This is a genomic window from Arthrobacter sp. Ld5, from assembly GCF_051172775.1.
GTDB lineage: Bacteria > Actinomycetota > Actinomycetes > Actinomycetales > Micrococcaceae > Arthrobacter_D.
The window spans coordinates 15,337-34,908 of record NZ_JBPKBO010000013.1; the positions used below are offsets into that span (position 1 = coordinate 15,337).

The 19,572-nt window shown below is 66.0% G+C and carries 15 protein-coding genes and 1 pseudogene; 4 read left to right on the plus strand and 12 right to left on the minus strand.

Annotated elements, in window-relative coordinates:
- Nucleotides 1–32: 32 nt before the first annotated feature.
- A complete protein-coding gene (locus ACSGDB_RS04230) occupies nt 33–1,829 on the minus strand; it encodes an ABC transporter family substrate-binding protein (protein ID WP_434993110.1) in 1,797 nt (598 codons plus the stop codon).
- A 416-nt stretch (nt 1,830–2,245) separates the two neighbouring features.
- On the opposite strand from ACSGDB_RS04230, the gene ACSGDB_RS04235 reads away from it, so the two are divergent.
- Nucleotides 2,246–2,638: a hypothetical protein gene (locus ACSGDB_RS04235; RefSeq protein ID WP_434993112.1), complete on the plus strand. Its 393-nt coding sequence runs from the start codon at nt 2,246–2,248 to the stop codon at nt 2,636–2,638.
- A gap of 101 nt (nt 2,639–2,739) precedes the next feature.
- Here ACSGDB_RS04235 and ACSGDB_RS04240 read toward each other — a convergent pair whose 3' ends face one another.
- The 3 genes from ACSGDB_RS04240 to ACSGDB_RS04250 all read right to left on the minus strand — a co-directional run bounded on the left by ACSGDB_RS04240 (nt 2,740) and on the right by ACSGDB_RS04250 (nt 6,270).
- A complete protein-coding gene (locus ACSGDB_RS04240; protein ID WP_434993113.1) occupies nt 2,740–4,155 on the minus strand; it encodes a glycoside hydrolase family 18 protein in 1,416 nt (471 codons plus the stop codon).
- Nucleotides 4,156–4,480: 325 nt separating this feature from the next.
- Nucleotides 4,481–5,128 carry a response regulator gene (locus ACSGDB_RS04245; protein WP_434993114.1) on the minus strand — a complete coding sequence of 216 codons (648 nt, stop codon included), beginning with the start codon at nt 5,126–5,128 and terminating at the stop codon, nt 4,481–4,483.
- Nucleotides 5,125–6,270, minus strand: a complete 1,146-nt coding sequence (locus tag ACSGDB_RS04250) for a sensor histidine kinase (RefSeq protein WP_434993115.1) — start codon at nt 6,268–6,270, stop codon at nt 5,125–5,127. The genes ACSGDB_RS04245 and ACSGDB_RS04250 overlap by 4 nt, the downstream gene beginning before the upstream one ends.
- Before the next feature lie 162 nt (nt 6,271–6,432).
- On the opposite strand from ACSGDB_RS04250, the gene ACSGDB_RS04255 reads away from it, so the two are divergent.
- Together ACSGDB_RS04255 and ACSGDB_RS04260 are read left to right on the plus strand one after the other, a co-directional pair.
- On the plus strand, nt 6,433–6,957 hold the full coding sequence (locus tag ACSGDB_RS04255) for a DUF6326 family protein (protein ID WP_434993116.1): 525 nt from the start codon (nt 6,433–6,435) through the stop codon (nt 6,955–6,957).
- Nucleotides 6,958–7,171: 214 nt separating this feature from the next.
- The gene (locus ACSGDB_RS04260) at nt 7,172–7,567 is read left to right on the plus strand and encodes a phage holin family protein (RefSeq protein ID WP_434993117.1); all 396 of its coding nucleotides are present in this window, start codon (nt 7,172–7,174) and stop codon (nt 7,565–7,567) included.
- A gap of 748 nt (nt 7,568–8,315) precedes the next feature.
- Here the strand turns inward: ACSGDB_RS04260 and ACSGDB_RS04265 are convergent.
- Nucleotides 8,316–9,128 carry an aldo/keto reductase gene (locus ACSGDB_RS04265; RefSeq protein WP_434993118.1) on the minus strand — a complete coding sequence of 271 codons (813 nt, stop codon included), beginning with the start codon at nt 9,126–9,128 and terminating at the stop codon, nt 8,316–8,318.
- A 336-nt stretch (nt 9,129–9,464) separates the two neighbouring features.
- Between ACSGDB_RS04265 and ACSGDB_RS04270 the strand changes: the two are divergent.
- Nucleotides 9,465–10,777, plus strand: a pseudogene (locus ACSGDB_RS04270) (ISL3 family transposase).
- Nucleotides 10,778–10,818: 41 nt separating this feature from the next.
- On the opposite strand, the gene ACSGDB_RS04275 reads toward ACSGDB_RS04270, so the two are convergent.
- The 7 genes from ACSGDB_RS04275 to ACSGDB_RS04305 all read right to left on the minus strand — a co-directional run bounded on the left by ACSGDB_RS04275 (nt 10,819) and on the right by ACSGDB_RS04305 (nt 19,460).
- A complete protein-coding gene (locus tag ACSGDB_RS04275; RefSeq protein ID WP_434993119.1) occupies nt 10,819–11,247 on the minus strand; it encodes a hypothetical protein in 429 nt (142 codons plus the stop codon).
- A gap of 316 nt (nt 11,248–11,563) precedes the next feature.
- Nucleotides 11,564–11,860: a hypothetical protein gene (locus ACSGDB_RS04280; protein WP_434993120.1), complete on the minus strand. Its 297-nt coding sequence runs from the start codon at nt 11,858–11,860 to the stop codon at nt 11,564–11,566.
- A gap of 115 nt (nt 11,861–11,975) precedes the next feature.
- The gene (locus tag ACSGDB_RS04285) at nt 11,976–12,392 is read right to left on the minus strand and encodes a hypothetical protein (RefSeq protein WP_434993121.1); all 417 of its coding nucleotides are present in this window, start codon (nt 12,390–12,392) and stop codon (nt 11,976–11,978) included.
- Between the two features lie 166 nt (nt 12,393–12,558).
- Entirely contained in the window at nt 12,559–12,855 is a 297-nt protein-coding gene (locus ACSGDB_RS04290; RefSeq protein WP_434993123.1) for a hypothetical protein, read from the minus strand.
- 467 nt (nt 12,856–13,322) lie between these two features.
- A complete protein-coding gene (locus ACSGDB_RS04295; RefSeq protein ID WP_434993124.1) occupies nt 13,323–13,922 on the minus strand; it encodes a hypothetical protein in 600 nt (199 codons plus the stop codon).
- A 139-nt stretch (nt 13,923–14,061) separates the two neighbouring features.
- Entirely contained in the window at nt 14,062–14,487 is a 426-nt protein-coding gene (locus tag ACSGDB_RS04300) for a hypothetical protein (RefSeq protein ID WP_434993126.1), read from the minus strand.
- A 5-nt stretch (nt 14,488–14,492) separates the two neighbouring features.
- Nucleotides 14,493–19,460 (minus strand): DUF6531 domain-containing protein, encoded by a 4,968-nt coding sequence (locus tag ACSGDB_RS04305; protein ID WP_434993128.1) that lies wholly within the window; start codon nt 19,458–19,460, stop codon nt 14,493–14,495.
- Nucleotides 19,461–19,572 lie beyond the last annotated feature (112 nt).

Here is a 19,572-nt window from a genome sequence, read left to right on the forward strand (position 1 = left end):
CTTCTACGGCCGAGCGTGTTACGGTCCCGGAGCTACTGGACTACCTGCCAGTCCCAGAAGTTCCACCAGACGCCCGTCTGGTTCGGCATGTACTCGATGCCGGTGACGTTGTCGCTGTAGGCATCGACACCGGGCACCTGGAAGAGCGGCAGTCCGTACTTCGAGTCCCAGATCAGCTTGTCGATCTCGATCTGGAGCCGGTCCTGCTCCTCCGGATCCGTCGTCACGATGAGCTCGTCCATCAGCTCGTCCGCCTCCGGGCTCGAGAACCCGTTGAAGTTGGAGCCGTTGCCGGACTTGAAGATCTGCGGGACGCCGGACACACCGACGCCCGAGTTGATCCAGCCGAAGATCGTCGCATCGTAGGTGCCGTTGCCGAGCGCGGCTCCCCAGTCGGAGGATCCGAGGCCGCCGTCGACGACCTTGAACCCGGCCTGGGCCGCCGATTCGGCGATCAGGGTGTACGAGTTCAGGCGGTTCGGGTTGTCCCGGTTGTACATGATGCGGACCTCGGGCGTGGCACCTGCGAGGAGTTCCTTCGCACCCTCGATGTCGACCTCGGCGTAGGCTTCCGACCCGTTGTTGGCGGCGGACTCCTCGTAGGGCGCCTGATCCGTGAGGAACAGCTGCGAGTCGAGCGGCTCGGCGTCGGGGTTGATCTTCTTGACGATCGTGTCCACGAGCTGCTGGCGCGGGACGGTCTTCATGAACGCCTCACGCACCTTCTCGTCCTCGAAGACGCCGCTGAAGTTCAGGTCGAGGTGATCGTAGGAGAGCTGGTTGCCCTGCTCCACGGTGACGCCCTCGAGGCCCTCGAGCTGCTCGACGGTGTCGGCCGATGCCTGCGGGGCGATGATGTCCACCTCGCCGTTCTGCAGCGCCTGCACCTGGGCGGGAGCCTCACCGATGTAGCGGACGGTGATCTCGTCGACCTTCGGCATCGGGCCCCAGTCGTAGTCCTCGTTGCGGGTCAGCGTCATCGACTGGTCCGGCGTGATGGCCGAGGCGATGAACGGGCCGTTGGAGAGGAAGAGCGAGGGATCGGTCGGGAGCGACTTGGTGTCGAAGCCGGTGTTCCAGAAATCGGCCAGGGCCTGGATCTCGGGACGCTCGACGGGCTTCTCCGGATCGCCGGCGGGCGTCGTGTTGATGAGCTCGATCAGCGCATCCTCGTCGGCCAGGCCGGCCTTCTCGGCCAGGACGTGGGCGGGCGTGTCGATGCCACCCTCGCTCATCAGGCCGAAAGCCACCTCGTAGTCGGCGAAGGGCTCGGAGTAGTTCAGGGTGATGGAGCGACCGTCCTCGCCGATCTCCGGGAGCTCGGTGAGCCCGAGGCCGCTGGTGTCGCCCGCGTAGTCGAAGTACGTAGCGCCGGAGACGACCTCACCGGCGTCGTCCGTCTTGGCGTCGTTGAAGTAGCCGGACTCGATGGCCCACGCCATCAGCAGGTCTCCGCCGTCCACCGGTTCGCCGTCGGACCAGTTGACGCCTTCGTTGACCGTGTACTTGACGCTCAGGGGATCCTCGGAGAGGACCTCCATGGTGCCGAAGTCTTCGTTCTTCACGACCTCGAGATCGTTGTTGATGTAGACGAAGCCGGAGTGGGTCGCGTAGGCGATCTTTCCGTTGATGTCCACGTTGCCCTCGGAAGTGCTCGAGTTGAACGAGCTGAAGGCGTTGACCTCGACGACGCGGATGTTTCCGCCGGTTGCTTCGCCCTCGGTGCCTTCGTCGGTGGACTCGGTCCCCGTGTTGGCAGCGCAGGCGCTCAATGCGAGCGCTGCGACAGCAGCCACTCCCACAGCTTTGGAAGTACGTCCGAAACGCATTCCGCCTCCTCTTTCATAGTGTGGTGCGGCTTCAGGCGGTGTTGCATGACAGCCGGCACGTCACCCGCACGGGGTGACGCTACTCACGTGAGCAAAAGCCTAAGTGGACATTGTTACCAACAGGTATCCCCCGGAGGTGCCCATTAGGTGTTGTTACCGAGCTGCAACCAAAGCTTCACAGGTAGTCCCCAGCGCGTCCCCAGCAACATGTGGTGTCGCAGCTCGTTCCCGTCGCCGTCGGCCGGGCCACCGAGGGTGGGGCCGCCGAGGGTGGGGCCGCCCGTGGGTGGGGCCGCCGCGGCGGGTGCGCAGACCCGCGGGGGCGTCCCCCCGGTTCTGCACTGATGCCCCGGCTCTGCGCGCCGTGCGGGGGCTCGTGCTTGAAAACGCCTTCTCCGCAGTGCTTTGCTAGAACGGTGCCCGCAGCACCGAAGCCCGCGGGCGTGGACCGGGCGGATCCCGGGAACTGGCACGCGGTACGGATGAGGAGCGCCATGGCCTGGCTGTTCGTGGACCAGCACGCGGCGGTCTGGGACGACGACGCGAACGTCCAGGCGGCGATCGGAGCCCTGAAAGCGCGTCTGGATGAACACGCCGAGGTGCACCTGTCCATCCAGAGCAAGGGCCTGAAGGGGCCGGTGTTCGTCATCACCCGTGACACCGTGCTCAGCTCCCCCGAACTCAACAACCGGTTCAACGCCGACCTGTTCGCCGAGCTCACGACGCCGACGGCGCGCAACAGCCCGACGATCCACTGGTTCTCCGACGGGCGCGGCTTCGTAGCGGAGACCAATAGCCGGATGTGGTGACCGCGCTTCGCGGAGCCGCCGCGGGCGCGCACGGGTGGTGGGTGTCCTCGTGGCGGACCCGCCACAGCTGCGCGACCGCCTCGGCAGGCGCGGATATCGGCTCAGCCGTCGACCGGCCTCCACGGGGCCGACGGCGCAGCACCGGACGCCGGGGTACCGCCCGCCGCGGGGGGCGAGACGGGGGGCTGGATCACGGTCTCGCGGGTCACCCTGTCCCGGGCCGGACCCTGAGGAGCATCGCGGAGCCGGTCGGCAAGCACGGTCAGGAGGGAACCGTCCCGATTGCCGGCCAGGTCCCACCACATGCCGCCGCCGAGCCCCAGCTCCAGGATGTATTCGCTCTTGAGGCGCACGGTCTCGGGGTTGTCGAAACTCCACCAGGCATCGCCGTCGAACCGCCAGGCCGCCCCGGCCGCCGGATCGGTGAACTCCTCGCCGACATCGCGCAGGTCGTCGTAGTCCTCGAGGCCGGGTTCTTCGTCCCCGGGAGCCGGCCCGACGGCGGGACCCCAGGGCTCGGCGAACTCGGCGCCCGCCCAACCCCTGCCGAACATCGCGAGGCCGAGTCCGAGTTGGGCGGGATCGATGCCTGCGTCGAGATAGACCTGCATTGTCCGGTCCACCGAGTAGCGCCGACCGTCCGGGCGCGGGTCATCCGGATCGTCGAAGAGGTTTCCGTGGTGGCCGGTGAGCCTCGGCTCCCAAGTTCCCCACAGGTCGTACCCCTGGACGTTCCCGAAGTCGAGGTACTCGAACAGTTCCGGGTCGTTCCACCCACCGGCCTCGATATCCTCCGGGTTCGCCGGGAGGAAGGCGCTCAGGGTGTAGGAGGTTCCTGTCGTGGCACCGTAGGTGTCGAGCTGCTCACGGAACTCCCGGAGCAGGAGGCGGAGGTTCTCGGCGTCGTTCTCGGTGTCCACCCCGTTCCCCTCGAGCCCGTTGTCGCTGCCGGGCCACTCCCAGTCGATGTCGATACCGTCGAAGATGCCGGCTGCCGCCCCGCTACCTCCCCTGCCATCGATCATCGGAAGGTTTCCCTTGATATACAGATCGATGCAGGAGGCGACGAGCGCCTTCCGGGACTCGTCGGTGGCCGCCGCGCGTGAGAAGTTCTTCGACCAGGTCCAGCCACCGAGCGAGATCACGGCGCGCAGTCCGGGATTGGCGGCCTTCAGCTGCCGTAACTGGTTGAAGGACCCGGCCAGCGGCTGGTCAGGCGTGTCCGCGATGCCCGCGATGGAGCCGGCGGCATCGTAGGGCATCCCGTAGTCGGCCCACGCATCGGATGCGCCGTCGGATCCGTCCGGGCCGTCTCCCTGGGCCTTGTTCGCCTCGAAGCAGGTGAGCGTCTCGTGGTGGATGTTGCCGAAGGCGTAGTTGATATGGCTCAGGTTCGCAGCAGCACCCGAGTCCTGGAGGGCCTTCATCGGGAACTGGCGCTTGTAGATCCCCCACTGGGGGAAGTACCCGACGCTCCGGAAACCGTTGATGCGGGCGGGGGCCGTAGCGGAATCCACCGAACCGGACACCTCCGACGAGCTCTGGCCGGAGCACGAGGAAATACCGCTGATTCCCAGGACGGCCACGACAGTGAGCACGGCGATCAGCAGCGATCGACGCGGGCGCACTCGTTTTATTCTCTTCTCCGGCGGGTGGGACGAGTACCGGCAGGCAGCGGCTCCATCACCCTACGGTATGGACCGTCTCCCGGTGGGCAGCGCCGAACGGACTGGAACCGGCGGAGTGCGGGACCCCACCCGTGGACCGAGTTCGGGAGGAAGCGGCCTGCGGGCAGAAACGGGGTACCGCGCACCCATCCGGAGGGCTGGAGCCATCGCCCCGTCACGTGCGGCCGGTCTCGTAGGCCCACATGGCCACCTCGACACGGTTTCGGGCACCGAGTTTTCGCATGAGGCTGGCGAGATGGGCCTTGACGGTACTCGGGGAGATGGAGAGCTCGTCGGCGATCTCGCTGTTCGTCCGGCCGTGGGCTACAGGCACGAGGACTTCCTCCTCGCGGGCGGTGAGTGGTTCGATCGGCTGCCTCGGTGGTGAGGCCTGTGCCTGGGCGAACGCGGCGAGCAGTCGGACAGTCACGCGGGGTGCGATCAAGGCGTCGCCGTCGGCGGCCGCGTGAATGGCCTGGGTCAGCAGGGCTGGTCCGGCGTCCTTGAGCAGGAACCCGCGGGCGCCGGCCTTGAGCGCCCCATGCACATACTCGTCGAGGTCGAAGGTGGTGATGACCACGATCGGCAGGGGGTCGGTGACCTCGGGGCCGGCGAGACGGCGGGTTGCCTCGATGCCGTCCATCAGCGGCATCCGGATGTCGAACAGGCCGACGTCGGGGCGCAGCTGGAGTGCAAGGCGGACGGCCTCGCGCCCGTCGGCGGCCGCGCCGACCACATCGATGTCGGGTTGGGCGTCGAGCAGCATCGTCAGCCCACTGCGCACGATGGGCTGGTCATCGGCGATGAGGACCCGGATGCTCATCGCGGCGTCCCGGTCCTGGGCAGGACCGCCTCCACCCGCCAGCCCTGCCCGGCGGGGCCCGCGTGGAAGGTGCCGCCGAGTAGTGATGCGCGTTCCCGCATCCCCACGAGACCGAAACCTGCCGCGACGCGGCCGCCGGCGCCGGCGGACCCGTCGTCGTCGATGGTCACCCGCACCCGGTCGGCGTCACCTGTGACCGCGACAATGATCCGTGTCGCGCGGCGCGCGTGCCGTCGGGCGTTGGTGATGGACTCCTGGACTAGGCGGTATACCGCTGATCCGACCGCCGGGCTGAGGTCGCCGAACTCGCCGGAGATCGTCACTTCTACACAGGGGCTCGTCGGGTCGTGGGTGGCGAACTGCTCCACCTCGGCCACGCCGGGCTGCGGCACGAACGCGGTGTCCTGCGAGGCACGGAGCACGCCGACGATCGCGCGCAGCTCGGTGAGGGTCCGCGACGCCGCATCCTCGATGACGGCCAAGGTTTCCGCGGCACGTTCGGGGTGGGCGGCCGCGATGGCCCGACCCGCCTGGGCCTGGATGGCGATACCCGACACATGATGGGCCACCGTGTCGTGGAGCTCCCGCGCGAGCTGTTCGCGTTCGCGGGCCTTGGCCTGGTCGATGTCGCGGACACGGGCCCTCGTGCGATAGCGGACCGCGGCTCCGAGGGTCGCGGCGAACAGGAAGAACGCGTACCCTGCGACCGTCTCCCACAGGCCTGCCCCCTCAGCCACCGTGGTGACAGGCAGCCAGAGCAGTATCACGCCGAGGCCGCTCGCGGCTTCCCGAGCGGAGCCCCACCGGAACAGGGCGTAGGTCAGGATCAGGGTCGCCGAGATGCTCGAGAGCAGGGCGCCTTGCGGCCCGACGACGGTTCTCACGATGTCGATCACGGTCAGCGTCCCGAAAGAGACCGCAACCGCGATGAACGGGTGCGTGCGTCGCCACGGCAGGGGGCCGAGCACCGCGAGCGCGGCGATGAGCAGCAGCGGGCGCGGCGCCAGATCCTGGCGAAGCACCGCTTCCACCAGCGACCAGCAGACCAGTGCGGCGACCAGGGCCCAGTCCCGCGGCCCCGGCTTCGGGGCCTGCGTGGGGCGGGGCTCGGCCCACAGCGCGCGGAGTGCGGTGGCGGCCATCCGATCAGTGTAGGCAGCCCGCGCGATCGGGGCATCGGCCGAAAGGACGAGAGCCCGGCTGTGCCGATGGCCAGGATGGATCAGGCCCGCGGGCCGATGTGCGCGACGTCGGGATCCGTGAAGGTGGAGACACCCACCCGACCACGGCAGACGGAGCTTCTGATGAGAACACCCCAGTCCCACACCGCACCCGAGGGCGCGCAGTCCCGTTCTTCACTCGAGGAGTTGCGCATGCCCGTGCGGGCCAGGATCGCCGCAGCCTGGACCACCTTCATGTTCCTCTACATCTACGTCGACCTTTTCAACCTCTACAAGCCCGGCGTCATCGACGGCATCCTGGACGGCCTCATCTGGAGGTTCGACATCAGCTCGACGTTGCTGACCGTCTTCCTCGTGACCGTGTCGATCCCGGCAACGATGGTGCTGCTCTCCATGACGCTACCCGCGCGGGCGAGCCGCGCCACGAACCTCGTGGTCGCATCGCTCCTCATCCCCTACTCGATGTTCAACGCGGCAGGGACGACCTGGGAGTGGGCCGCCTTCTACGGCATCTCGATAGGACTCGAGGTGCTGCTTCTGGCCTTCATCCTGCGTTCCGCCTGGACCTGGCCCCGCCGCACCACGTCGTCGACGGCCATGGGGACGGGCCCCGACAGCGAGTCGCTCCGTAAGCCGCAGCAGGCCTGACTACCCGCGTCAGGCGACGCACGGCGCCGGCAGGTCCAGAACCATGGACGTGATCATGGGGCTGGGCCGCGCGCGATGACGGGGTTCTGTTGTGGTTGCCTCTCGGAGCTCTCCAGCGGGATCCCCGCTCGGTCGGATCACCCGAAGCGGGCGACGCGTAGTCAGCCAGGAGACGGGAGTCTGGGACAAAAGCCCACCACGATCGGACTTCGGGATGATTCGGTTCTTGATACACGTTCTGATCAATCTCGCCACGGCAGCTATTGGACTGCTCCTCGCGGGCTGGATTGTTCCGGGCGTGGCGCTTCAGCCGAGCGGTTTCGTCGTAGCAGTGGTCGTCTTCGCCCTCGCCCAGGGAGTGCTCGGACCGTTCGTGTTCAACGTGGCTCGGCAGCATGCGGCCCCCATCCTCGGAGGAATCGGACTCGTCACGACACTGATTGCGCTGCTTGTCGCCTCGCTGTTCAGTGGCGGGCTCACGATCAGTGGGTTCATGGCCTGGGTGGGCGCCACCCTCCTTGTCTGGATCGTGACTGCTCTCGGCGGATGGATCCTGGGATGGCTGTTCATCACCCGCCGTGTCGGCGACAGGAGCAAGACCGCCCAGTAGAGGAGCCGACTCACGCCGTCCCACTCTCCCGGGGCGAAGCGGTCCCCGGAGAGCCACAGCAAGAAGCGGGGCCTCGTCGTCCATCCTCACCCGGCAGCGTCACTGATGCGGGCGCCTATACGGGTCGGGCCACCACCAGCGACGTCGTGCTTGGCGCTCAGCCCGGCGTCGAGCAGTGCCTGGGTAGTCCTCCCGCGCCGGGGCGAAGACCGACTCAGGCAGGCGCAGCGGGGCACGGTCCAATCCGCGTTCTGCCAGCAGATCGCTGATTGCCCTTGGCATCAGCCGCATTCCCCCAGAACCTTTCACGGACCGCCGGAGCCGTCCGCCCTGCTCCGTAAGCCGTATCGCCCAGGATGAATCGACTTCAACAAGGCCGGAACCGACCAGATTCGACATCGCCGTTTCGATCTGCTTCCTCGAAGGCACGTCGGCCTGCACCATGTCCCAGCCTGACGGCAGCGCACGTATTGATAAGGGGTACTTCCCACGACCCAGCACCGTCATGAGCGTCGCGGCGTCATCCACGTCTCTACGATTCCGTAACCGAATGACCTTGGATGACGACATCCTTCACCCCCTGTCAGGAAGCCTCGGTCCTGTGCGATCGCAGTACGAGCCTCGAGGCTGTCCCGGGGGATGAACTGCAGCTAGCAGAGCTGGTGCTCACCGGATCAGCGAGCGCGGGAACGTCATGGCTCACAACATCCAGCGGCCGGGTTGGCGGTGACCCCGAAGGCAACGTGTATCAAAGCATTTCAAGGGGTTCGGGGTGTGTCGGTGGCGGGAAGGCGCGATCGAGGCGCTGGAGATCGGAGTCGCTGAGGTGAAGGTCGCGGGCGGCGGCGTTCTCGAGCACATGCTCGGCGGTCGAAGCCTTCGGGATCGCGAGCACGCTGCTGGTGCGCATCGTCCACGCCAGAGCAACCTGCGCAGGCGTCGCGCCAAGCTCACGGGCGATCTGTGTCAGATCCGGGTTGCCGAGCAGTCGCCCCTGCTCCACGGGCGAATAGGCCATCACGGGCATCTTCGCCGAAGCGGACCATGGCATCAGGTCGAACTCCGGACCCCGACGGGTCAAGTTGTACAGCACCTGATCGGTCTGGCACCCTTCAGGCAAACTCTGGAGCTCGTCGGTGTCGAGGTTACTCACACCCCACGCACGGATCGAGCCCTCGTCGATGAGGGACTCGAACGCCGCGACGGTCTCCTCGAAGGGGAATCTCCCCCGCCAATGCAGGAGGTACAAGTCCAGGCAGTCAGTGCCCAGACGATCCAGGCTTGCATGACAAGCCTCGATCGTCCCTGACGAGGAGGCGTTCGAGGGTAGGACCTTACTCACCAGGAAAACCTCATCGCGCCTACCCCTGATGGCCTCTCCGACAAGGTCCTCACTGCGCCCGTTACCGTACATCTCGGCGGTATCGATCACGGTCAGACCCAGATCAATACCTGTGCGCAGCGCCCGGATCTCAGCGTTCCGGCTGGCAGGAGAGTCACCCAGGTTCCACGTCCCCTGCCCCAGAGCAGGAACAACGGTGCCGTCCGGAAAAGTAATCACACGCCAACGCTACAACTAGGACCACCAACTAGTGACGTGGGATGGACACCGAACCATGGGCCAGGTCAGAGTGCCACCAATCGGTGCAGCAGACCCAGCCGGCTATGAGCTGCTGGTCCAAGATGGCCCCCCCGGCCCGGACCGAACACCCCGGGATATTCAGGCTCGAGGCAAGCAGATTCTCCGGACGACGCCTGGGCCCATCATGGCAATTAGAGGCTCTTCGTAATTGAGAGTGCGGGCGGAGTGGTCGGGGTGGGCGCGTCGGTGGCGGGATAGGGGTCGAGGCCTTCCGATGATGGAAGTTCTGACGCTCGCCATCCGAAAGACCTCGACGTGTTCAACGCTACCTTCGTTCGCCCTGATCTGACGACGTTCTGCCGCCTCGACGAGCTCGGCCTGATAGCCATCGGGCAGCATCTGGACCCGGGGCGGGCGGTGATCGAGTGCCGTGTCCTTGAGTCGGATCCGTGGTGCCGCGGATGCGGGACCGAAGGCACTCCGCGGGACACCGTGACGCGCCGCTTGGCGCATGAGCCGTTCGGGCACCGGCCCACGACCCTGCTGCTGCGGGTACGCCGCTACCGGTGCGCGGGGTGCGGTCGGACCTGGCGGCAGGACACAGACTCAGCCGCTGAGCGTCGGGCGAAGATCTCCCGGCGCGGGCTGCGGTGGGCGCTGGAGGCCGTCGTGGTCGATCACCTCACCGTGTCCCGGGTCGCTGCCGGCCTTGGAGGGTCCTGGCATACCGCGAACAGCGCCGTCCTGACCGAGGGCAGGCGCCGATTGATCGACGACCCGCATCGGTTCGATGGGGTCACCGCGATCGGCGTGGATGAGCACGTCTGGCGGCATGCCCGGCGCGGCGAGAAGTACGTGACGGTCATCATTGATCTGACGCCGATCCGCGCCAAGACGGGCCCGGCACGGCTGCTGGACATGGTTGAGGGCCGCTCCAAGCAGGTGTTCAAGCAATGGCTCGCCGACCGGCCGCAGGCCTGGCGGGACGGCGTCGAGGTCGTCGCGATGGATGGGTTCACCGGGTTCAAGAGACCGCGACCAGCGAGGAGCTCCCGGACGCGGTCCCGGTCATGGACCCGTTCCACGTCGTCCGCCTTGCCGGCGACGGCCTGGACCGGTGCCGGCAACGCGTCCAGCAGGCCACCACCGGGCATCGCGGCCGGGCCGGGGATCCGCTCTATCAGGCCCGGCGGACCCTGCACACCGGAGCGGACCTGCTCACCGACAAACAGAACACACGCCTGAACGCTGTCTTCGCCTCGGATGAGCACGTCGAGGTGGAAGCGACGTGGGGCGTCTATCAGCGGATCGTCGCCGCCTACCGAGAACCGGACAAGGCCCGTGGCAAGGAGATGATGCAGGCCGTCATAGACTCCGTCGCGGCCGGTGTCCCTTCAGCCTTGACCGAGATCCGCCGGCTCGGCCGGACCCTGAAACAACGGGCCACTGATGTCCTTGCGTTCTTTGATCGCCCCGGCACCAGCAACGGCCCGACCGAGGCCATCGACGGCCGGCTTGAACACCTCCGCGGCTCCGCCCTTGGATTCCGGAACCTCACCCACTACATCGCCCGATCGCTCCTGGAATCCGGCGGCTTCAGACCCCGACTACACCCTCAATTACGATGAGCCCAATTAGAACCAAGTTAGAGGAGTCACGTGTGGGCGAATTACTCGACCAAGCGATAGTCCCGCGCCGAGGGGATCCCCTGTCTGATGTCCTTCGTTACCACCCGTGAGAACCAGCCGAGATCGAATTCGTACTGGCTGCCGGCCCTGAAAGACGCAGCAATTTCGTCTTGATTATCAAAGTTGACCCCCTCGGACACATGAATTTTTCCGCAGTCGGTCGTCTCGACCAAGACACCGGCCGTTGAGGCCGAGCCCCTAGTACCGCCAAAGCTTGTATCGGGCCGCGCCGCACTCACCTCACATCGGATGCTCTCAATCCCGAACGAGTTAAGAGCGGGCATCGCCATGTAGAGAAAGGTGTGACCAAAGAACAGAAAAGCAACCGCCTTCCAGTACCATTTCAGTTTCTTTCTTGCGGGCTTTTGATTATCTTCCCCGCCACTGAGATCACTGCCCGCATCCATCACGCCACCCCTTCCCAATTACCAACCGCTGGCGCAACGACCGCTGGAGGGCCCGGCCGAACCGTTTGCAAAACCCTGAACGATTCCGTTCCATCGCTTATCGTCATTTGCTTCGCCCGGCTGCAATTCTGTATTTATCAGACCCACACCTGCGCCGCCCACACGGCTAGTCAGATCTTCCGTCAGAATGCCTCCCAGTTGTAAGTCGCTCAGTCAAAGAGCCCTCCGTGGTTGCTTTCCATCCAATCGGCGCCCGGTGCAACTGCTCGACCGCGACGGGAATCAATCCGCCTCAGGGCTGCGAGCTCCGCCGGGCCGCCTAGGCAACATTCGCGAAGTCAGTAAGCTCTTGAAGGAGGGTCTCGTATTCAGCATTTAAGACTTCATCGACTACTCCATCCCGATAAACGTATCGATCACTAAGACTGCCACTGCCTCGTCCGAAACTGCTCGCAACCCAAGCCCGTGCCTCGCCTACAGTCTCTGGCGACTGATCTTTTCGAAGCTTCCCCGCAAGTTCCTCATACTCCTGCGCCAAGTCTGCTAAACCCATCACTCGCAAGATACAAGCGAAGCGAGACATGCCATCAGTAAACAAAACAATTTCAGCACTCATGACCGTAGGGCCTTCATGGACAGCTGTACCGGCTGGAAACCTAGCCGCATAACCGCTATGGAGGGGCACTTATGACGTTCGGGCAAAATAGCCTTATCCATCCCATCCACCACCCTTAGAAATCGCCGCCCGGATAGATGCCTTCGGGCAAGGTGAAACACGCAGATCCTGACGCGATACGGATTTCGTTCGGGGAGAGTCCTTCGGAGACGAGATGACTCTCCCCTGGAGCAGGCGGGTCGATCTGGATCCGATAGTTTTCATCTACATCCCTATCGACGGATACTTCGGTTCCGTTCGCGCGGTAGTGGGCTTCGATGGCTTTCACGATGGGCTCTATCTCGGTTCCTTCAGTGACCGTGACGGTCGTTGCACCAGCCCAACTGTGCTGGGTCTCGTTGCAGGACAGAAGCGTGCCCGTCTGCAGTTGATCAATCGAGAGAACAGCATCCTTCGTGATCAGAGCAGCGATCTCCCCTTCCATGGCCTGGGTGCGGGCTTTGGCTTCCTGCCAGGTCAGGTCAGCGTCCATCGATTCCTCCTGTGTCTGAGCAGCCGTTGGCGCAGGTGGCGCGGCCGGATCCGCGTTCGGGTTCCCGGCACAACCGGCAAGCCCGATCACACCCACCAGCAACAACGTCATGAACCCGCTACGCGCCCTCATCGACTAACAATTCTCAGCATGTTGTTAAGCGCTTTCAAGTTGTCCTCGCTGTCGGTGGCGATGAGGCTGTGGTCAGCCATGAGGATTCTCCCTCTTCGACGCTGTTAATTGCACCGTCGAGTTCGTCGTCGTCGGGTCCGCGGTAGAAGTTCTGGTCGAACTCATCGCGATGAATCGGGTTGTTCCCATCCCACACGACTCCTTTGTTCGTGAAGGGGTTGGTAGCTCCCTGACTATGGATGAGCACATTGTAGTAGTACAGGTTCGAGTATTCCGTAGTCGGCTGGGGTTCCCAGTCCGGGAGCACCCCGGCCCCGGCGAGGGAAATCACCTTGTCATACCGTGCTCCGGCGACTTCGGAACTGGTGATGTTCGCCAGGCCCCAATTCTGTCCGATGCCGGTTTACCCTTCAGTTTCGGGGGAAGGTTTCCGAAGTTCGGGGTTGCTGAACTTGTGATTCCAGCGCTGACAGGAAGCCCCAGCTGCCCGGCGTCGTCGTACCCGTACGGGTGACCTGACCGGCTCGGGTCAGGGCCGTGATGCGGCCGATGAGGCCGAGCCCACAGAGCGTCACGTCCGTGCTGGCTGCACGGCTCGTGCCGGCCGGGCTGCTCGCACCATCCGTGGGGGTGGAGCGGATGGTGCGAGTGTGTTCGGCCAGAGTGCCGTCCCGGCGGCTTCACCGCCAGTGGACGAAGTGACAGCGCTCAGCTAGTTACTGAGGTCAGCATCCCGATGAGAACTGCCCAGCCGACGTTACGCTCGATACCGAATTCTGTTGGGGTTGCATCTCGGAGCTATCCAGCGGGGTCCTCTTGAATGACGAGGCCTTCGTCTCCGGGGAGTACTCTTCCTTGATTCCGTTCTGCTTCGTCCTCGTCGTTCAGAGCAAACGCGTCGCCGGGCGAGCAGGGGGCCGTGGCGCCGACACTGTACGACTTGTCCGATGCATGCGTATCGAATTCGGCCCGGGCGACGGGACCTCCCTCCGCAAAGAGGGTCGGGGATGTAGACCCATTCACAGTGCGGACGGTCATGCCGAGGGACTCCCAATACTCGGCGACACGTTTGGCGTCCTCGATATGGTCTGTTCCCTGAGGTGCCCAGCGGTCGTAACTGTAACTGGCGCTCTCGTTACCAGGTTCGTTGGAGCACTCCTGAGCCCACGCTACGCCGTTGCGGGGCCACCACCCAGTGGCGTCGAGCTGCTGAGTGGTATCGATGACGAGTTCGACCACTCGGTCCCGCCCTTCCCTGGCGCTGATCGTCTGCTCCGTGGTAGCCACCCCCGACGTCATCGTGCCTGGCTCATTCTCAGCGCATGCGGCCATTGTCATTCCCATCATGAACACGGCAGTCACCGTGAGAACCTTCACTCTTGTCTTAGCGGCCAGCATTGGACGTTCCTTCCAGTAAAGGCTTCTGCAGATCAGTCGGTCCCAACGGAACGTGTGTGGGTGATCCACTCCACTTCCTTGGCCCTGACGCGGCCCGACATGGCAGCTCGGCCAGACACTGGCCGAGAGCACGGCTCGATCAATCCACCCGTCGGTAGTCCCTTATGGACCCGATCTCGTCAAGCAGGTCGATCATCACCACGCGCGAGAACCACCCGGTTTCGAAGTCATACTCGGCGCCGACAACGAACGACGCCGCGATCTCTTCCTGGGTGTCGCGGGTGACGCCCTGGGACAACTCGAACTTTCCGCACGATGTCTCGATCAGCACCCCTTTCGTCGACGCCGATCCCCGCGACCCACCCGAACTCGTCATCGGCTCCGCTGACACCACTTCACAGCGCTGCGTCTCGATACCCATCGAGTTCCACACCGGAATACCCAGCAGGAAACCCCCGACCACGAGAATCAGGACAGTAATTGTCCCCCAGAGCGCGTTCTTACGTGGTGAACTGCCCCGTTGTTTCGATGAATCATCGTTCGCGGGCCCGCTCTCTTTCGGCATTACTACTAATCCCCACTCGAATGGCGTGCACTGGTCGGTCCGGACGCCCCCACTGCGAACCCCTGAATCACACCGTTGATGATTTTCTGATCTGACGCTTCGCCAGGCTGTAAGTATGTGTTCGCCGTCGAAACGATAGCACCACCTACCCGATCAACCACCTGCTCCGTCGCAACACCCCCCCAATTAACAGGTGCATAGTGATCGGGAAGCAACCGGTGCCGCCCGACAGAAGAAGTCAACCCCGGCAACCGATCGGAGACAATGGATCTCGACCACGATCCCGCTCCACCGACGATGGCGGATCCGCCGGCAGCGGTCACGAATCCGACACCGGCATTCGCCACATATCCGCCGAAGGTCTGGTCTTGCTCGTCGTCCAAGGCGTAGTCCGTCATGTTGCTTGCCGAACCGCCCATGCCGGCGGCGAGGGAGCCTCGAACGGCGCTGCTACCCAACTGGGTACCAGCGGTACGCACGATCGTCGAGGTGGTACCTGCGGTCACGGCAGCACGAGCAGCGTTAGCTCCACGCATCAGCAACCCGGCCGACGCTCCACCGACGGCGCCGCCGACGGCACCGACAAGGGCATCTTTCCCAACGTCCTTCAAATCGACGCTTCCGTTCGCTTCTTTCTGCGAAATGACCGAGGATCCAGCCGAGATCAGTGCACCCGAAAGTATGGCAGCACCGACAGGCCCGCCGACACCCGTGCACATCAGGGCCACCCCTGCAACGATTGCCACAATGCCGATGACAGTCGCATGCTCGTTCACGAAGTCCCCGACCTTGTCTCCCAAGGCGGCCATGGCTCCGCGGGTGGAGCCGTCATAGGCCTTGAGGTCGTCGTCGGTGAGGGGTCGGAGCCCGGTGGGGTCGGTGGTGTTGAGCGGGTTGTTGCCGGCGTACGCGTAGGGGTTGCCGTCCCAACCCGCGCCGAGAACGGGGGCCAGCGGGTCCGTCGACAGGAACCCCCGGGTCCCCGGGTCGTAAGCGCGAGCCCAGAGCCATTCCAGGCCCGCGATGTCCACACCGCCGTGACCGGTCAGGGAGACACCCGTCGGCAGTCCACCTGTCAGCCCGGCACCGAGTCCGGCAGCACCACCCATACCATGGGGGGCCGCACCGAGAGGGGGATCGGAGATGGTGGGGGTGCCGAGGACGGCCCAGGGGTCGGTCTCGTCGGTGGGGCGCGCGGCGCGCCATCCCGGCGCCGTCCAGACGTCCCCGATCCCGGTGACACCACCGGGCAGGGACAAGACCTGCCCGCCACCGCTACGTCCGATGCCGGCGGTTCCCGCGTCCGCGGTGTTGTCGCTCAATGGGGTGATGTTGGTGAGGGTTGGGATGGGGTTGGCGGTGTCCCACCAGAGGCGGGTGCCGTCGATGCCGGCGAGTTCGCCGAGGGCGTCGACCCACAGCCCGTGCCGCGAGATTTCCGCCCCGTCGGGGGTCCGCTCACACGTACCTGTGAGGTGTCCGGTGGGGCCCCAGGCGTATTCGGTCCAGGACCCGTCCGCGCCGATGAGCCTGATGCGCCGGCCGAGGCCGTCGTGGACGAACTCCACCCTCGACCCGTCCGGGCCGGTGATGGTCAGGAGTTGACCCGCGGCGTCGTAGGCGAACATGCGCGACCCTGTCGGGGTGCTCTCGCGGATCAGGCGGCCCCCGGCGTCGTACTCCCACTCCGAGAGCGCTGCCTCCGGCACCGCCTCCGACATCGATGCCGGTACGTCCGAGCCTCTCATCGAGGTGGTGGCGGCGGAGATCATCTGCCCGGCAGTGTCATACCCGTACCGGGTGATGGCTCCGGCGCGGGTCAGGGCCGTGATGCGACCGTCGTCGTCCCGGCCGATCAGCGTCACATCCGTGCCGGCCGCACGAGCCGAACGATCGGTCCGGGTGTGCTCGGTGAGGTTCCCGCCCCGGTAGGTCCAGGCCTGGACGAGGTCCCCGGCGGTGACACCGGTGAGGCGCCCGGACGGGTCGTAGGCGAACACCGCCTCCCCGAGGTACGGATTACTCACGGCGCTGATCCGCCCGGCGGCGTCTCGGGTGTAGGTGGTGGTCGTGCCCTGGGCGTCGGTGAAGCTGGTGCGGTTGCCGTCGGCGTCGTACGCCCACGACAACCCCTGGCCTCCCCGGGTGCGGGAGGTCAGCTGCCCGCGCCGGTTGAAGCCGAGTTCATGCTCCACCACCAGCCCGTCAGCACCCTGACCGGCGCCGGCGGTGCCGGTGTGGTCGGTGATGACGATCCGCCGCGTCATGACATCCCGGTCGACGGAGGCGATCAGTCGTCCGTCGACCGATGTGGTTTTCTCCTGGCCGGCGGCGTCGTAAGTCCAGGTGGTGGTGTGCCCGTCGGGGTCGGTCTGGGACAGCTGCCTACCGGCCGGGTCATAGGTCGCAGTCGTGACCCGACCCAGCGGATCCGTCACCGAATCGACCTGGTCGGTCGGGGTGTAGGTGCGGGTGGTGACCCCGCCCAACGGATCCGTGACCTTGATGAGGCGTCCCCGGGTGTCGTACTCGAACCGGGTCCGCCCGCCCACCCCGTTGACGGTGGAAGTCAGTTCCCCGGCAGTGTTGTAGGTGAAGCGGCGGGTCCCGTACCAGGTGTCCTGCGAGAACGTCAGGCGCCCGCAGGCGTCGTACCCGTACCGGGACACTCCCTCGCCCGGGGTCCGGCGGAGGGTCAGGCGCCCGCACGGGTCGTAGGTGAAGGTCTCGACCTCACCCGTGGGCAGGGTGCGGGACGCCACCCGCTGGTCGGCGTCGTAGCCGAGTTCGGTGACAGCACCGGTCGGGTCGGTGGTCCGCCAGGGGCGCCCGCACGCGTCGTACTCGTACCGGGTCACGACCCCCAGAGGTGAGGTGATGGAGGTGATCTTCCCCGCCACGTCCCGGCCCAGGACGGTCAGCCCGCACTCCCCATCGAGGAACTCCACAGGGTTCCCGGCCGCGTCATAGGTGGTCAGCTCCGCGGACCCGTCCGCGGTCTGGGTCTTCGTGGGGCGCCCGTACTGATCGAACGTGTAGGTCGCGGACGCGAAGGCGTCCGTGATGGTCGCCGTTCCGGTCGTCCGGTCGGTGGTGGTGTCGGTGCGGACCCCGGTCGGGTCCACGACCGCGGTCAGGGCACCGAGCTTGTCGTACTCGCGGACCCAGTCGTGGCCGGCGGGGTCGGTGATGCCGACCAGACGGGACAGTGCGTCGTGACTGAACTCCCAGGAAGCCCCGTCGGGCAGGATGGCCGCGGTGACGTTCCCGAGCTCATCCACCACCCGCGAAATGGTCCGTCCGAGGGGGTCAGTGGTGCGGATCAGGTCCCCCGTCGGCCCGTACTCCAGCTCCGTCCGGCCGCCGTCGGGGGCGATGGACGCGATCATCCGGCCGGCCGGGTCGTGCTCGAACACCCACGTTGCCCCGTCCGGGTCGACCCGGCGGACCAGCAGACCGGAGGCGTCGTAGGTGAACCGGGTCTCCGCACCGGAGGGGCTGACCGCCGTCACCGGACGACCCGCCCGGTCCCGAATAATCCGGGCGGTGTCCCCTACCTGATTGCGGGTGGCGATCAGGTCCCCGTACCCGTCGTACTCGAATCCGACTGTGACGCCGACCGGGTCCGTGACCCGGACCAGGAGTCCGTCCTCCCAGAGGAGTTCGGTGCGGCCGCCCAACGGGTCGTGCACCACGCACGGGTCCCGGGGAATCCCACCAGTACTGCTGTCGGTACTGCCCTCTGTACTGCCGTTGGTGCTGCCGTCAGTGCTGCTGTCGGGGTACTCGTAGGTGACGACGGACCCGGTGGCGGTGACCAGGGTGGTGATCCGGTCGTGCTCGTCCCACCCGTAGGTGAGGTCCGCGCCCTCCGGGGTCACCGTGCGGGTCCGCCGGCCCCGCTCGTCGTAGGCGTGGACGGTGACCGCGCCGTCGCGCTCGGTCAGGGAGACCAGGTTCCCGTGCTTGTCGTAGGCCATCGACTGGCGTCGGTCCTCGGAGTCCAGGACACCGACGAGGCGTCCCTTCGCATCCGCGACCCACGAATTCGACCGTGACCCGTCCTCATCCGAGACCACGGTGACCCGGCCCGGCAGATACGCGAACCGGACCCGCCGCCCGTGCTGGGTGAGCTGCAGGATGACCCGGCCCTGCTCGTCGTACGTGTTCTCCGCCTCCACGACCCCGGCAGCGGAGAACACGGCGTCGATCAGACCGGCCTCGTTCCACCGGTAGGTTCGGGTGCCGGTCTCCCCTGTCACGCCGACCAGCCGGCCAGTCCCGTCGTACCCGTACTCCACCCGGCGCCCGTCCGAGGACCGCACCACCGCCACACGCCCGTCCACGTACTCGATGTCCAGGAACCGGCCCAGCCCATGCGAGAGCCGGTTAATCAGCGGCGCACCAGAAGCGGCACCCGCGGACACACCAGGATCCGATACGCCGTCGTCAGGCAGGCTGCCGCCGTCGGGCACTCCGTTAGTGGAGACGTCGGCATCGGAGTCGACAGGGTCGGCCGGTGCTTCCCGATGGACGGACATAGTCCGGCCGGGGGCCGACCCGGCCCCCAGCCAGAGACCGGCGGGACTGAACGCCCACCAGCCGCCCTGATTGTCCCGGACGACCAGCAGCTCGGAGGACGCGTGCGTGCCCTCGGCAAGGGAGTCCAGGTCGGAGAAGCCGGTGGCGGGTTCGCGGGTCAGCCAGTAGTTCTCCCCCACCGCCCGTCCCCAGGCGTCCCCGGTCCGCGGGAAGTCCACGGCGCGGCCGTCGGCCAGGACCCACCGGGCGCCCTCGTCCGACAGGGCCAGCTGCTGGTCGAGGATGGACGCCCAGCCCGGGCCGAACACCCCCGGCCCCTCCAGGGCCGAGCCCAGCGAGTTGTACATCCGCGACAGCACCAAATTCGATGCCAGGCCCGCGAAGCCGAGATCGGTTTCGGGTTCGATGAAGTTCCCGGTCGCGGTGTTCACCGGATCATTCGCGTACCCGGTCGTCGGCACCGCACCGTACGCCGTCGGCGGATCGATCGACAGGGCCGAGCGGGTCGCACCCACCCCCGCCGCGGCCAGCGCCTCCCCCAGG